Raw genomic sequence first — 14,720 nt, 5'->3', positions numbered from 1 at the left:
ATGATGAGGTCGGTACATTGCGCCAAGTCCTTAAAACCGCCATCCGTCACAAGTGGCTCGACCATCTTGCCGATCTGTCGCCGCCCTATAAGACCCAGGGGAAGATCATGCACCGGCCATGGTTCAGCCCGGTCGAATACAAGCAGCTCTACGAGGCCACGCGCCAGAATGCCAAGGAGCCGAAGAACCCGCACTTCCGTTGGGAAGCCGAGCAGTTGCATGATTTCGTCCTGTTCATGGGCAATACGGGCCTGCGCCCGGATGAGGCCAAGCAGCTCCAGCACCGCGACGTGACCATTGTTGAAGATCCCGACAGCCGCGAACGCATTCTCGAAATCGAGGTGCGCGGCAAGCGAGGGATTGGCTGGTGCAAGTCCATGCCCGGCGCAGTAAAGCCCTACGAGCGCCTGCGCGATCGTCTGAAGCCGGTTCGTGGGAAGGACAAAGAGGACGGAGAGATTGTCGTGAAGGCTCCGCAACCAACCGATCTGCTGTTCCCCGGCAATTATCTCAAGATGTTCAACAACCTTCTTGAAGCGCAGAACCTCAAGCTGGACCGGGATGGCAAGCCGCGAACAGCCTACAGCCTACGTCATACCTATATCTGCCTTCGCCTTATGGAAGGTGCTGATGTTTATGCGATTGCCAAGAATTGTCGCACCAGCGTCGAAATGATTGAAAAATTCTACGCGGCTCACATCAAGACTTCGCTTGATACCGCGTTCATCAATTCCCGAAAGCCCAAGCGTGGTTATCGCGGACGGAAGGTGCCTAGGACGGCGGGACCGCCGTCCTACCACGAAAGCCGAGGCCGCACGGTCCGGTAAAGACACCCGAACGGGTGTCGTCACAAATCGCTTGCCGATTTGTCAGCCCGCTTGGCGGGCCTTAAAAAGGGACGGATCCCTGTCCGGTCGCTCCGAACCCCGGCGTGGCCGGACCTCTTATTTAAGAACCAAGAAGAGTATCAATAATTGACAATAGTTGTTAATCCCGGCACCATGACCTATAATTTGAGCAGGAGGTCATTTGCCATGGCGAGTTTTGCACTCAACGAACACTACGAGAAATTCATCAAGAAGCAGCTCCAATCGGGCCGCTACAACAATGCCAGCGAGGTTGTGCGCGCCGGTTTACGCTTGCTGGAAGATCAGGAAGAAGCGCGCGAGCGGTGGCTCAATCAGGAAATTCCGGGTCGTTATGCGGAATTAAAGGCTGATCCTTCCAAGGGTGTTTCCCTCGATGATGCCTTTGCCCGGCTTGAGGCTGAACATCAAGCCCAGCTGGCGAAAGCCAAGTAGGGAATGAAACCATACAAGATTATCCTGCATGAGCGGGCTGAAGCGGAATTGCGGCAGCTCTATCGCGACCTTGCCGGTGACGACAAAGCCGGGCTTGTTGTGGCCTGGAATTACGTCAGCGGTATTCGCCAGTTCCTGATGGAGCTTGCGACATTCCCCAAGCGAGGCACGGTCAGGGATGGTCTTGTACCGGGTCTTCGGATCATCGGCTACCGGCGAAGTGTGAGCATCGCTTTTGTGGTCGAAGAGGCGCACGTTATGATTTTGGGTGTCTTTTACGGCGGGCAGGACATCACGGTCGAGGCTCTGGAAGAGCGGCTATGAGCGACGTGGATCACGACGACGTTTATCCGTCACAATACCGTGCCGCGCTGAAATAAAGATACTCTATCCCTATCCCTCCGGTTGTGAAGGATGAAGGTGGCCGTCATCGGACAAGGGCGGCTACTTCCCTTGAGATCAGCTTCATATCGTGTTCGTGCCCGGCGGTCATCCTTGGTCAGGCAAGCTGTTCTCGCCAGCATTCTTCACAGCCGTAGGCATATCTGGTGCCATCTATGGGCACCTTCCTGTCGTTCTCCGTTACCGGCTGAGCCACGCGGCCGGAACGGTCGGGGTATGCGCCCGGTTTCTGCCGCCGGCAATCGGCTGCCCGCTCCATTCGCTACGCTCCCGTGTTGCCGTTGCCTGCGTCCGCCTTCGGCTCAGAAAACGCGGTCGCCAAAATCCCCCGACCGGCCGCGACAGGCGCAGCCGGATAACCAACGGGAGAACCGAACATGAAACCGACCCAAAAGAGCAAACCCGATTACGCAGTCTACGTTGTGGAAGGAGAGGGCGACAAAGCTCACTGGACGAAGGTAGGCGCGGGATGGACGCACAGTGACGGCGAAGGCATCAACATCACGCTCACCGCCCTGCCGCTCAACGGGCGCTTGACCATCCGTAAGCCGAAAACCGAACGGGACGACGCCTAATGCGCCCCGCCCGCAACACCATCCTCTACGGCGACTGCATCTCCCTGATGCAGCGCCTGCCGGGCGGCTCGGTGGATTTTGTCCTGACCGACCCGCCTTACTTCGTCCGCTATCAGGATCGCCTGGGGCGTACTGTCGCCAACGATGACAACGGCGATTGGCTTGTGCCTGCCTTTGCGGAAATGCATCGCGTCCTCAAGGCTGGCGGTTTTGCCCTCAGCTTCTATGGCTGGAACAAGGTGGACCTGTTCATGGACGCATGGCGCAAAGCCGGGTTCCGGGTTGTTGGCCACATCGTCTTCCGGAAGGAGTATGCTTCCTCTCAGCGCTTCCTGCGTCACACGCACGAGCAAGCCTATCTGCTGGCGAAAGGATCGACACCGATACCCGCACGGCTGCTCGATGACGTGCTTGGCTGGGACAGTACCGGTAACCGCTTCCATCCCACGCAGAAGCCGTTGCGCCCGCTGGAATCTCTCATTAAGGCATTCAGTGAACCGGGCGATCTGATCCTCGATCCGTTCTGCGGTTCGGGCAGCAGTTTGGTGGCCGCACGGCGCTGTGGGCGTGACTTCCTTGGGATGGAGCTGGAGGCTCATCACCATATGACCGCGAGCCTGCGGGTCCATACCGCGCTTCTGTAGAAGCGCGGTTGCGGTCAGGCACGAGGGGTGCAGGGGTTTCCCCTGCAAACCGCGCGCAGCGCGGTCTATCCTTGTCTTACATTTGACATGCCACGCCGAGGTAGCGCGGCAACACGAGCGGCAGCGCGAAGAGCAGGATACCGCCAAGGGTGAGCGTCAGACCGCTCTCACTTTTCCCGAGCGACACGACCCACATGATGACGCCGATGCAGGTGATAACGACGCCGATCTCGTAGGCGAGAAGGATCACCGGCTGGAGCAGCGTGCAGAAGGCATTGGACGAATAGCCGAGCCATCCGGCGGCATAGTCGAAACTCCATGCAGCGAGGAGGACTGCGCCCATGAGCGCGGTGAGATTGCCGATGAGGCGGACGGCGAAAGACGAGTGTGACATCTAAGTATCCTAGCGACTGAGGGGAGAAGCACGGTGAGGTGTCGAAACCACAGCAGCTACGGAGGCCGGGAGAGATAGCAGGGGAATAGCGCACTTATACATCGCTTCGCGACATAGGTGCTCCGGCAGCCACAGGGATGTGGCAATCCGCCGGAAAGGAATGCCCTTGCGGGCATGATTTTGCAGAAGGACGGCGCGTTTGCGCGCGCCGTGGGGTGGTGCGTCAAGGGCGCCATCGTTCACGCCTCCGCGAAGCTGCGCGGTCGCCCTGACGTATCCGCCGTACCCAGCGCTCGACCTCTTTGGCCCGGATCAATCCGCGCTCGTAGCGACGGTTAGCGCCCGTGGCGGCGCGTTCCAGTTCCTTGAGCAATTGCGCAATCTGCTCCAGCCGCTTGCGCGCGTGGGCTACCTTGCGCGCGGCTTCATCTCGGCGCTGCTTGTCCTCCTGTGCAGCTTTCCAGCGATTGAAGCGGAACTTCGGTCCCTTGATCGTGCCTTCGGTTTTGAACGTGGTGCGGCGCTGCCAGTAGTCGAGTTTGCGGTTCATACGATCGAACCGCCGATTGATGGCGACGAGCTGGCGTTTGAGTTCGACATTGTTTCCGGCGACGATCTGCTCCAGCCAGGATAGCCGCATGCCCTTGTCATAGGAGGGATAGTCACGCCGCCGTCGCTGGGCCTTGGCCTCCGGTGCGGCGGGCGTGCGCTGGCGATACGCGTTGACCTCCCGTATCTGACTGACGGGGTTTCGCCCGTTCCGGACAATCTGGCGTGCCTTCGGCCCGACGTGAATTTCCGGGGCGCGGTTCAGCTCAAGCGCCCGCGCCATGTCGTGGCGCGCCAGTGCCTCCTTGCGCTGGGCCTCCAGCGTGCGGTGATCGATCCGCATGCGCTTTCCGGCGCGTTCGAGAGCGAGGTTACAGGCAATGGCCCATTCGCTTCGCCAGAGATTCAGCAATTCCTTGCTGTTCCATTGGCGGGTTTTGACGGGATCAAGGCCGCTCGCTGTTGCGCGCCGCAAGGTCAGCAGGACATGCGCGTGGAAATTCTTCTCGCTCTGCCCATGTTCCGGTACGGGATCGTGCAGGGCGAAGTCCGCCACCATGCCGCGCCGTACAAAATGCGTTTCAAGGAAGGTCCTGACCAGCTCAAGGCGATCATCCGCGTTCAGCTCATGGGGTAGGGCCATGTTGAACTCGCGGGCCAACTGGGCGTCCTTGCGAACTTCCATGGCTTCCACCGTGTTCCAGAGGGTTTCGCGATCGGTGAGCCATGGGGCGCTACCGGGCGGTGCCAGGATTTCCGCGTGCGCGACCCCGCCACGTCGGCTGTAATCATGCACCTCCCTGGTGTTTCGATCGGTCAGCCGTTCCCCGGCGCGGTAAGCCGCCGCCGCCACCGCGTTGGAGCCCGGACGGTAAGAGCCATCGGGATTCCGTTTCGGCTTGCGTCCGAGGATCTGTCCGGAAAAGTGATAGATGGCCATGCTCACCTCCCGAGACGTGGCCGCTTGGGAGAGGCTCCGCGCCACTTGTCCCACTTTCCGCGCCAGCGACATATCCTGCGATAGTCAAGGCGCCGACCGAGGATCGCATAAGGCACGTTGCGAAACTTCACGACCGTCCGGGTGAGGGGGAGGCGCTGCACCTCGGCGGGATCGAGGAGCCAATAACCGCTTTCGGACTGGCCCTTCTGACGGTTACCGCTGTCCCATGGTTCGCCCGAGTGGCTGACCCCCGACGAACTGGAAAGCGTCGTCATGTTGCCGAGCATGTTGGCGACGTAGGTGGCGGTGTGATTGTCGTTGACGCCGAAGAAGACGCGCGCCGACGCGTTTGCCAGAAAGGCTTCCGCGCCCCGGCCATAGACTTCGTGAATCTGCGGCAGGTTCTGCCAGATCAGAACCGGTGTACAGTAGGCACGGAGGAGGCCGGACTGGCGTTCGAGCGGATCGAGGCGACCGAGAACCGCGACCTCATCAAGAAGGAGAACGACCTTGCGCTTTGGCGGCGCCGTCTTGGCCCGCGTGAGCGTTTTCAGCGCGCAGCCGACCATGACCCTCAGCCAGCGTTCGTAAACGGTCAGAACGTCTTCATCGACACAGAGAAAGAGGGTGGAAGTTCCTGTCGTCAGTTCGGACAGGTCGAACGTGGACGACGAGGAGAGGACACCGGCGGGAGACCCTGCCGACCATGGCTCGGTTGCCTTCTGGACGTTCGACAGGATGGATTTGAATTCCCCGGAAAAGCTGCCGTTGGGTTCGAGCGCGCTGGTCAGGAACCCCGCGGCAATCTCCCGGGCGGCGAGGGATGGGGATTCATGGGCGATGGTTTCGAGTGTCGCCAGGAAGACTTCCGGAGTGCCGACCGACAGGCGGCGCACGGCGGCCAGCGTGCGGCTCTCGGGAGGCTCTTGCAATGTGTGCAGGATCAGGGCCTTCAGCATCGAGGCGGCCTTGTCGTCCCAATGCGCCTCGCGGGCGTCCGGCTTGATCATCAGAGAGGCGAGGGCTGCCGCGTCGTCGGCTTCGTTGGGTGTACCAACGCGAACAATGTCGATCGGATTGTACCGGTCGGAGTGTTCGAGATTCGTCGGATTCAGCATCCGCACTGCGCCGAAGGCCGATCGGCGGCGGCTTGTGATGTCATAGTTCTCGCCCTTGGGATCGGTGACGACCATCGATCCGCGATAGGTTAGGAGCGAGGGAATGACCACGCCGAGACCCTTGCCGGAACCCATGGAGGCGAACACCATCACCATGCCGTCCGAGGAAAAGCGCAGGAAGCGGCGGAAAGCACCGCGTCCGAGGATGACCCCTTCGCCGGTGATGGCGCCCCGGCGCAATTGTTCCCAGCGGGTGGCCCATCGGGAAGAGCCATGGGAGCCGCCCTTGCGGCGGCGTTTGCGGCTCACCCGGAAGAGGAACCGCAGCATCCACCAGCAGGCTCTCAGCAGAAGCGTCAAAATCCAGTAGGCAGATTTGAAGAGCAGTTTGATCAAATCCATGGTTTTCACCTGTCATGCGGCATGGATCAGGCGCAAACCGGCATGCCTGCCGAAGCGGCACGAACCGGAATTTCGCAATGATGTTGGCCGCGTTATGAAGAAGGGTGTTATGTCGTATGTCGGGTGGCGATGCCGGGAGGCCCGGCATCACCAGAGGCGCATGGCACCGTGCTCGCATCCGTCAAATGCGAGCATTTCTCCGCTTTGCTCCGACCCTGCGGGTGACGGATGCTGCGCGCGATGCCTTTCGGAGGGCGTCGGGACGGGGAACGTTCCGGCGCCCTACGGGCGGTGTTCGACGGCCTGCGGCGCGTCGAACAGGGAACTTGATGAGGCAGCGGAGCAGGCCAACAAGGATATGGCCTGCGACGCGGACGAGAAGCCTGATAATCACCCAAGCCATTTTGAGGTAGATGATCAGCACTTGCCCCATCAGTTTGAGGATGAGGGTGAGCAAGATCACGATGGGATCAGCCGTCGATCGGGCCCAGGTTCTTGGGCTTGAACGTTTTCGGGCACACCGTGAAACGATACCGAACACCTGTCTGCTTGTGTTCGATGATCCCCACCGTTGTTCCATCCGGTAGCATGGTCCAGCGGATCACCTCGGGATAAATCCATAGATCAGGCAGATTATGGTTTTTAACCGCCCGTGTGATGATGCGGTAAACCGTTTGCGGTGACAGTGGGGTCGGATTCACTGGTGCCGGGCTGAGCACGGCCTTGGGCGTGGGTGGCAGAATCTCCGGTTCGCGGACGACGGTTGATTGTGGTTTAGGTCTTGATGTCGGCTGGCGAATGATTGCGGTGACCGTGACGGTGCGAGGGGCGCTGCCTGCGCCGGAAATGCGAATAGCCATGTTGAAATCTCCTGATCGGGTGAGGGGAGGCGGAGCTGGACGCTCCGCCTCTGCGGCTCAGTTGACGCGGGCGAGCGCGAAGGGCTTGCCCGACCGGCGGCCAATGACCCACAGCCAGTTCTCGCCGTTCAGGGGATTATAGTAGACGTAGCCGAGCGGCCCGTGCTTGCTACGCTCATAGCGGACGAAAATGCCATCCGCTTCGATGCGGCGGACGCCGCTTTTAAGAGTGTAGTAGCAGCGGGTGCGGCCGAAGATCTGGTGCACTTCGGCGTCGGAAACCCAGATCGTCTTGGATACGGCGGTGACTGCCGTTTGGGGCAGTTTCCACGGCAGTAGTGCGCGGATGCGTTGAAGGTCGGTATTGTTCATTTGTCGTGTCTCCGTTGAGAGGGATCGACCTGGCGAACTGGCATTCGGTCAGGCCGAGCTTCAGGAAAGCAGGACGGCGTGGGAAAAGCATTTTGAGTAATTTTGCGGAGCAATTGTATTAAAATTGACAACAGTCAAAACAATGAATCCTCCCTGCCAGGGGAGGATTCACCGGAGACCGATGCGCAGCCACGCACGCGATCTCGCACGCCGCAGACAGATCGGAGACGGATCTAGCGGCGTGAAGTGAAATGATGAAGATTGGGATGTCCTCAGTGTGGGGCCGGGAATCAAAAATGCAAGGGATTTAGGAATTTTTTCATTTGCTAAAGAGGAATGATTGGATGGCTGAAGGAAAGTCAGAGCGCAAGAAGGGATCTAAGAAGCACGGCGGTGGTAGGCCGAGAGTCGAGGAATACGTGAGAGTTTCAACAACTATTCCGAAAAGAATCGCAGATAAATTCCAGGAATTTATCGATGCAATGGGTCTGCAGGAGAATACCGCCTATGCATATGCTTTGCAGGTTTTCTTAGAATCGCGAAAAGATACACCAGCCTTCACGTTTGTGCTTGATAAGAAAGCAATCGTAACTTCCGAAGAGATGATCAATTTGCTTGTTGAAACGATGGGTGACACCAAAATCGCGAAGCAATCGTTTGTTGATGCCGCATTGGAGTCCGTGGAATACTTGGCATTGTATCTTCATTTAACGCAGTATATGGGGGACAGCATCCTCGCGGAACGAGGTGAGGAGACGTTTTTCAGGGAAGTGCACAAGGACCAAAGGGCGAACCTCATCCGGATCATTGCCGCCCTGACGAATCAGAGTGAAGACGAAGCGGAACGCGCTGTTGAGACGTATAGGCAAAAGATGACCCAGATGGCTTCGCGGTCGCGGAATAAGTAATTTTGACTGTTTTATTGGATCCGCTACGTCGATGGGGTTGTCGTGCGGATAAAGGGTGCGGGCAGCTCTGCGGACCGTCGAGGCTTTTTGTTTGGCAGGATTCTTCACGTTTGGTGGCATCATAGGTGCATACGTCTTTGGTGACCTTGGTATAGTATACCCGTGACCGGCGGCAGGTTGATGGTGAAGACGAACTGTCCGGTGCTGCTCTGGCGGGTTCGCTTCACGAACCCAGTTGCAGCCACTGCTGCCCGCTACAGGCGGCTAAGTTGGGTGCGGTAGTCGCAGCCTTCCAGCAGCAAAGTGGAATAGTTGGTGAACCGGTAGCCGCAGACCTGTGCCAACAGGCCAATCGCGCCTGGTTCCAGCTTGATCCGCGCGGCATCCAGCCGTGACCAACGTCCGGCTTCCGCAGCGGCGTTTCCGATTGTCACAACCATGACCCCACCATTCATGAATTCGATGGTGGTCTTGCCGTCGTTGGCCTGATAGGCGCCTTCAATCGCCGGAAAGGAAAAGCCCGGCACGAACAGACGACCTGTGCGCACGGTGTAACCGAGGGCGACAACAATGACGATGGCCAGCCCATAGACCAAAGCCTGAGCGTGCCAAGACTTGATTGTCGGGGTCGGAGCGGTATCGGGCGTGCTGTGCCCGCGCCGGAACGAACGATAGGCAAAGAAGCCCAAGACCGGCGTTGAGAACAGCGCGAGACCGAAGTGGTTCAGGTTGAGCCGCAGCATGTCCGAAAGGGGCATGAGCAGGAAGGGCGCCACCAGCATGGCGGCGAGAGCGACAAACGTCGACAGTTTGAATGTGTTCGGCATGGAACCCCCAAAAGGCAGATGGGATTCCGCGTCCGGCTGATTGGCGGAATCCGCCGTCAGGGCCAATGCCCCCGGCACTTTCTGGGTAGCAAAAATCACGACTTTTGACGGTCGCCTCTCGGCTGCCACCACGGCAAACGCCGATAGAACAGAATCAAGTATTTAAAGAATTGCTGAACTATAAAACCTGTAACAGAATGTGAATCCGGCCCACTTGCAAAAGTCGTGATTTATGACGGCCTGCAATCAGGTGTTAATATGAATGAATACAAGGCTCCGAAGGCATGCATCTGCCCGTCAATCCGGTCCCATTACTTGGCAGAATACCGTCATGATCTATGGATATGCGCGTGTTTCCACGAAAAAGCAGGATCTGGCGTATCAGCTCGACCGGCTTCAGAAGGCCGGTTGCGAGCGCATTATCCATGAGAAGAAGAGCGGGAAGGACACGCAAGGGCGACCGGAACTGCTACGGCTTCTAGCCAGCTTGGAACCCGGCGATACGCTTCTCGCCACAGTCACGGATCGCGTGGCTAGGGATCCGCTCGATATGGTGCTGGTGATGCGCGAGGTGACCAGCGTCGGTGCGCGCCTTCGTCTCCTCGATGAGCCGTTCATCGATACGATCAACGATTTCTGCGATACGGCGGCGTATCTGCAGGCGTCAGGGGCCCGGTTCCAGCGGCTGCGGATTTTAGCGAATACCGCCGTTGGTCGTGAACTGGCCAAGGCAAAAGGCGTTAAGTTCGGGCGCAAGCCGAAGCTCACGCCGTATCAGAGGGCACAGGTTATTGCGAGGAAAGCCCGTGGTGAGCCGTATTCACGGATTGCGCGGGCATTCGGTGTCAGTGAAAGCACCATCTTCCGTGTTAAGATTGTATCAAACCCTGAGAGCAACGCTCCGCAACAGCATCTATGTTGAGCTTTTCGGTTTTAGAGAACAGCTTGCAAACAGCAGCGCTTGACGAGATCGACAAGCGGATTACCAATCTTCAACGGCTGGGCGCGAAACTATCATATATCATGCAGCTTCCGTTCCCGGGGTTTGCTGGCGCTTGCTCCTCTCTTCAGCACTTTTGTTTCGCCGTGCTTCTCGCAAAGTATAGTATGTATCCACTACTAGTTGATTTCCAAACGAGGCGACTTTAAATTCAAGGTTTAAGGGAGGAGTCATGTTAATCAGCCAGATCGAGATTGCCAATTTCCGCAAACTCATAGCGGTTCGCACAGACCTATCTCAGAAGAAAACGGTATTCGTAGGTGCCAATAACAGCGGCAAAACATCGGCAATGACGGCGCTCCGTCGGTTCCTTGTAGAGCCACGTGAATTCACAGTAACTGACTTTACTTTGTCAAATTGGGGCAAACTGAACAGTATCGGTGAAGTCTGGGAGGCAGAACAGGCTGCTGGCCTGTGGAACACAGGCGCACAACGGGAAGAGGAATTTACAGCGACTCAACAATCAGAGCCAATTCTAAAAGGCGATGAAGCTGAGCTACTTGCCCAACCGTGCGAACAAAAGCCGACCTCCGACCTTTTCGCATTACTTCCTCAAATTGATATTTGGCTGGATGTCAAAGACGGAGAGATGCACTACATTAAACCCTTGATACCAACCTTAGACTGGGAAAAAGGGCTTCTTGGTGTTCGCCTTCGATTTGAGCCAAGCGATCTTGACCTGCTGAAAACTGAATACTGCACTATTCGCGCCCGAAATGCCGCTACGCTTAAGTCGGCTGCTGAGGCCGATGGCAACCAGCTGAGCCTTACCTTATGGCCCAGCAACCTTATGGATTTTCTGGAGCGGCGTCTTCAGCGGTTTTTTAGATTAAAAGCATATCTGTTGGATCCGTCAAAGCTCGCCAGCCCGGTCGACGGAAAGGCTCTTCCGCAAGCTCTTCCTGCTTCGGCGGTTCCGCTCGATGGCAATCCGCTTGAAGGCCTCATAAAGGTCAATGAGATCAACGCTCAGCGAGGTCTCGGCCAGCAAGTTGCTGCCAGGGTAGGTGCAGATGGTGTCGCCGATGCCGTTGAACATCGCGGCGGTCGAAAACTATCCGGTCAAATGCGCAGTTATTATGACAAGCACCTCGACCCGATGGAGTCGCCGGATGTCGATGATTTGAAAGCTCTTCAAGCATTGAGTGTTGCGCGCAAGACTTTTGATGAACGTCTCACGGAGTGCTTTTCAAACGCCTTGGAAGAATTGGAAGGGGTGGGTTACCCGGGGGCAGGCTTTGGCGATCCAAAAATCACGATTGCCACTAGTTTCCGAATGCAGGATGGCCTCGATCACGCCTCCGCAGTTCAATACCATGTGCCCACGGGCAGCGCCGACGCCCCGCCACCGCTTCCGGAGGACTCGAATGGTTTAGGCTTTCAAAACCTGGTTTCCATGGTTTTTGCCTTGATGAGTTTTCGTGATGGCTGGATGAAAGTCGGAAAGGCCGGATTAACTCAAAACTCACCTTCGTCTTTTCCGCCGCCGTTACATCTCGTCTTAGTTGAGGAGCCAGAAGCTCACCTTCATGCGCAGGTCCAGCAAGTGTTCATGACGCACGCTTACGATGTGTTGAGAAATCATAAATCGTTGAAAGACAATGAAAAACTTACGACCCAGCTGATTGTCAGCACTCATTCTAGCCATATCGCACATTCCAGTGACTTTGATTCCCTCCGCTATTTCCGAAGACTTCCAGCTTCTGTCCAACAGACGGTGCCAACAGCTACGGTAGTGAACCTAAAATCGGTTTTTGGCGAAGGTGATAAGACCGGAAAATTCGTAACGCGTTATCTTAAGGCAACGCATTGTGACCTGTTCTTTGCTGATGGCGCAATTCTGATTGAGGGTTCGGCGGAGAGGATTCTTGTTCCACACTTTATCGAAGCCCGTGGCGAATTTGAGTACCTCAAGCGCTGTTATATTTCTTGGTTAGAGATCGGTGGCGCGCATGCCCACCGTCTACGTGGCCTTATTGAGCATCTCGGTTTGCCGACATTAATTGTCTCTGATCTCGATGCAAAAGATAAAGACGGCAATGCAGTCGGGGTGGCGCGAAACACGAGCCAAGAGACACGGAACGAAACCCTGCGGAGTTGGGTACCTAAATTGACCGGCATTGACGAGTTGCTAGACCTGAAGGACGAGCAAAAGGCCTTAAGGTATAGTTCCGGTTTTGCGGTGAGAATTGCCTATCAAACACCAGCGCAGATAGAGTTTAAAGCTGCGAAATGCGAGGCATTAGCGTATACCTTTGAAGACGCTTTGTTTTACCGGAACATGGAGTTTTTTGCCAATCGCCAAGCGAATGGCCTCGCCGGAAAATTTCAGCGAAGTATCAGTGATGCGACTAATGTTGCGGACCTCATAGACAAAGTGCGTAGCGCTATTCGGAACGGCGGGAATAAGGCGGAATTCGCGCTTGAACTGCTGTATGGCGATGACATCGACAAGCTGCAAGTACCTGAATATATAGCCTCGGGTCTACGCTGGTTTATCGGTCAGCTGAAAGTCGTTGAGAACGAACTGGCTCCTAAAAAGGTGCCTGCAAAATGACCGAAGTAATCACCGACGTTGATCGTATGGACGAGCATGTCGATGACGAGATTGCCGCATGCCTTAACCTGAAAGACCCGAAAAGCTTCTTTCTGTTTGCGGGCGCCGGGTCAGGTAAGACGCGATCCCTTGTAAAAGCGCTGGAGCATATTCGTAAAAACTTCGGGGAAGAACTGAGGCTTCATAACCGCCGAGTTGCAGTCGTTACGTATACAAAAAAGGCTCGAGACGAGATTATCAGCCGCTTGCAATTCGATCCCTTGTTCTCGGTTATGACGATTCATGCCTTCGCCTGGTCCATAATCCAAGGATTCAACCATGACATCCGAGAGTGGTTGCGATCAAATCTCAAGGATGAAATTGCCAAACTACAAGCCGACGAATCCAAGGGGAGGAAGGGCACCAAAGCGTCGGCGGAGCGCCTTGCCGACATCGAATCGAAAACGAGAAGGCTGAGTCAACTCGATGAGGTAAGTACGTTTGTGTATAACCCAGACGGTGAGAATCGAGGGAAAGGCTCCCTAGCCCATGCAGAAGTCGTTAAAATGACTGGCGCCTTTGTGCGGGATAAGGCGATTTTGCAGAAGGTGCTGCGCGATGGCTTCCCGTTCATCCTAATTGATGAGAGCCAGGATACCAATAAGCATATCGTTGACGCTATGTTTGCGCTTCAAGCTGCCCATAAGCAAGCTATGGCTATCGGGCTGTTCGGGGACATGATGCAACGTATTTACGCTGATGGTGTTGCTGATCTCGGATCTAACTTGCCCAGCGACTGGGCAAAACCTGTCAAAAAATTGAATTTCCGATGCCCCCGACGCGTAGTGACTTTGCTCAACAAAATTCGTGAAGCGACGGATAAGCAGAAGCAAGTTGCCTGCAGCAATGCACAGGAGGGCTTTGTTAGAGTGTTTCTGCTGGACGCCAATACACCGGACAAGCCCGCTGCGGAAAAAAAGATTGCGGATTTAATGGCTCATACCGTGGAAGACCGCCTGTGGAGTGATCCGGAGAACATCAAAAGCCTTATCCTTGAGCATAAGATGGCAGCGCGACGCCTTGGCTTTTTTGCTTTGTACGAGCCTTTATACGGTTTCGAACCATTCAAGACGGGGCTACGTGATGGAAATTTGCCGATATTGAACTTTTTCGCTTCCCATGTTGCGTCGCTGGTAGACGTAAAGGACGACAAGTTTGCTGTAATGAGAATCGTCAGCAGGCTTTCGCCACTCATGTCGCCAGATTTCTTACGAAGCGTTGAGGACGAAAAAAAGCATCTGCAGAAGGTTCAAAAAGCGGTTGATTCACTATTTGGCCTGTTTGCGAGTGGCGCGTCGCCAACTTTTCTTGATGTGCTGAAAATTATTGACGAAACGCGACTGTTTTCAGTGCCCGATATATTAAGACCCGCCCTTGCAAGTGCGGGAATAAGCGATCCTACAGCTGGGTCAGATGATGACCGATCAGAAAGAGATATCGCCATTTCGGCCTTCCTAAATGCTGAATTCAAGGAAATATGGCCATATCAGAAATATGCGGCCGGGCTGGCTCAATTCGATACTCATCAAGGCGTAAAGGGTCTAGAGTTTCCTCGGGTCATGGTGATTATGGATGATGCCGAAGCAGCCGGATTTGCTTTCAAATATGATAAGCTTTTCGCTGCTGGTGCGGCCGAGGATGGAATTACGGCTGCAACGCGACGGTTGTTCTACGTCACATGCAGTCGTGCTGAACGATCACTTTGTCTGATCGCTTACTCCAAAACACCACTGGCGGTGAGAGACACCTTGATCAACCGAGGTTGGTTTGAGGACAAAGAAGTTATTGTAGTGGAATCGAATGCGATGTGACGGAATTGCTCTACAGACTTG

Annotated in this window: 15 protein-coding genes (1 of these 15 running past the window's edge); 9 read left to right on the top strand and 6 right to left on the bottom strand. The window is 56.0% G+C overall.

Going from position 1 to position 14,720, the window contains the following annotated elements; genetic code table 11:
* From BSK43_RS11855 to BSK43_RS11835, 5 genes are all read left to right on the top strand, one after another.
* Window positions 1-827, top strand: the 3' portion of a protein-coding gene (locus BSK43_RS11855) for a site-specific integrase (protein WP_077472148.1). It extends 433 nt beyond the left edge of the window; the window shows 827 of its 1,260 coding nt (coding positions 434-1,260); its start codon lies off the left edge, out of view; its stop codon occupies window positions 825-827.
* Window positions 828-1,034: 207 nt separating this feature from the next.
* Window positions 1,035-1,301 carry a type II toxin-antitoxin system ParD family antitoxin gene (locus BSK43_RS11850; RefSeq protein ID WP_077472149.1) on the top strand — a complete coding sequence of 89 codons (267 nt, stop codon included), beginning with the start codon at window positions 1,035-1,037 and terminating at the stop codon, window positions 1,299-1,301.
* A gap of 3 nt (window positions 1,302-1,304) precedes the next feature.
* Window positions 1,305-1,625: a type II toxin-antitoxin system RelE/ParE family toxin gene (locus BSK43_RS11845; RefSeq protein ID WP_077472150.1), complete on the top strand. Its 321-nt coding sequence runs from the start codon at window positions 1,305-1,307 to the stop codon at window positions 1,623-1,625.
* Window positions 1,626-2,080: 455 nt separating this feature from the next.
* Window positions 2,081-2,278, top strand: coding sequence for a hypothetical protein (locus tag BSK43_RS11840; protein ID WP_077472151.1), 198 nt, complete (start codon window positions 2,081-2,083; stop codon window positions 2,276-2,278).
* Window positions 2,278-2,922: a DNA methyltransferase gene (locus tag BSK43_RS11835; RefSeq protein WP_077472152.1), complete on the top strand. Its 645-nt coding sequence runs from the start codon at window positions 2,278-2,280 to the stop codon at window positions 2,920-2,922. Before BSK43_RS11840 ends, BSK43_RS11835 begins: the two co-directional genes overlap by 1 nt.
* 76 nt (window positions 2,923-2,998) lie before the next feature.
* On the opposite strand, the gene BSK43_RS11830 is transcribed toward BSK43_RS11835, so the two are convergent.
* The 5 genes from BSK43_RS11830 to BSK43_RS11810 form a co-directional block, all read right to left on the bottom strand.
* On the bottom strand, window positions 2,999-3,316 hold the full coding sequence (locus BSK43_RS11830; protein WP_077472153.1) for a hypothetical protein: 318 nt from the start codon (window positions 3,314-3,316) through the stop codon (window positions 2,999-3,001).
* Window positions 3,317-3,539: 223 nt separating this feature from the next.
* Window positions 3,540-4,805 (bottom strand): MobQ family relaxase, encoded by a 1,266-nt coding sequence (gene mobQ, locus BSK43_RS11825; RefSeq protein WP_169055383.1) that lies wholly within the window; start codon window positions 4,803-4,805, stop codon window positions 3,540-3,542.
* 2 nt (window positions 4,806-4,807) lie between these two features.
* Complete coding sequence (locus BSK43_RS11820) at window positions 4,808-6,325, bottom strand: type IV secretory system conjugative DNA transfer family protein (RefSeq protein ID WP_077472155.1); 1,518 nt, start codon at window positions 6,323-6,325, stop codon at window positions 4,808-4,810.
* A gap of 470 nt (window positions 6,326-6,795) precedes the next feature.
* Entirely contained in the window at window positions 6,796-7,185 is a 390-nt protein-coding gene (locus tag BSK43_RS11815; protein ID WP_077472156.1) for a hypothetical protein, read from the bottom strand.
* Between the two features lie 57 nt (window positions 7,186-7,242).
* Window positions 7,243-7,557 carry a hypothetical protein gene (locus tag BSK43_RS11810; protein WP_077472157.1) on the bottom strand — a complete coding sequence of 105 codons (315 nt, stop codon included), beginning with the start codon at window positions 7,555-7,557 and terminating at the stop codon, window positions 7,243-7,245.
* Between the two features lie 344 nt (window positions 7,558-7,901).
* On the opposite strand from BSK43_RS11810, the gene BSK43_RS11805 reads away from it, so the two are divergent.
* On the top strand, window positions 7,902-8,465 hold the full coding sequence (locus BSK43_RS11805; RefSeq protein WP_077472158.1) for a hypothetical protein: 564 nt from the start codon (window positions 7,902-7,904) through the stop codon (window positions 8,463-8,465).
* Between the two features lie 254 nt (window positions 8,466-8,719).
* Here BSK43_RS11805 and BSK43_RS11800 read toward each other — a convergent pair whose 3' ends face one another.
* The gene (locus BSK43_RS11800; protein ID WP_136686855.1) at window positions 8,720-9,424 is read right to left on the bottom strand and encodes a hypothetical protein; all 705 of its coding nucleotides are present in this window, start codon (window positions 9,422-9,424) and stop codon (window positions 8,720-8,722) included.
* A gap of 199 nt (window positions 9,425-9,623) precedes the next feature.
* Between BSK43_RS11800 and BSK43_RS11795 the strand changes: the two genes are divergently transcribed.
* The 3 genes from BSK43_RS11795 to BSK43_RS11785 all read left to right on the top strand — a co-directional run bounded on the left by BSK43_RS11795 (window position 9,624) and on the right by BSK43_RS11785 (window position 14,699).
* On the top strand, window positions 9,624-10,214 hold the full coding sequence (locus tag BSK43_RS11795; protein ID WP_077472160.1) for a recombinase family protein: 591 nt from the start codon (window positions 9,624-9,626) through the stop codon (window positions 10,212-10,214).
* A 250-nt stretch (window positions 10,215-10,464) separates the two neighbouring features.
* Window positions 10,465-12,849 carry an AAA family ATPase gene (locus BSK43_RS11790; protein WP_077472162.1) on the top strand — a complete coding sequence of 795 codons (2,385 nt, stop codon included), beginning with the start codon at window positions 10,465-10,467 and terminating at the stop codon, window positions 12,847-12,849.
* Window positions 12,846-14,699 carry a UvrD-helicase domain-containing protein gene (locus tag BSK43_RS11785; RefSeq protein WP_077472163.1) on the top strand — a complete coding sequence of 618 codons (1,854 nt, stop codon included), beginning with the start codon at window positions 12,846-12,848 and terminating at the stop codon, window positions 14,697-14,699. The genes BSK43_RS11790 and BSK43_RS11785 overlap by 4 nt, the downstream gene beginning before the upstream one ends.
* The last annotated feature ends 21 nt before the right edge of the window (window positions 14,700-14,720 follow it).

This window comes from Rhizobium sp. P44RR-XXIV (assembly GCF_001999485.2).
In the GTDB taxonomy this organism is placed as follows: Bacteria; Pseudomonadota; Alphaproteobacteria; order Rhizobiales; family Rhizobiaceae; genus Rhizobium.
This window is presented reverse-complemented; position numbering and strand designations above follow the sequence as displayed.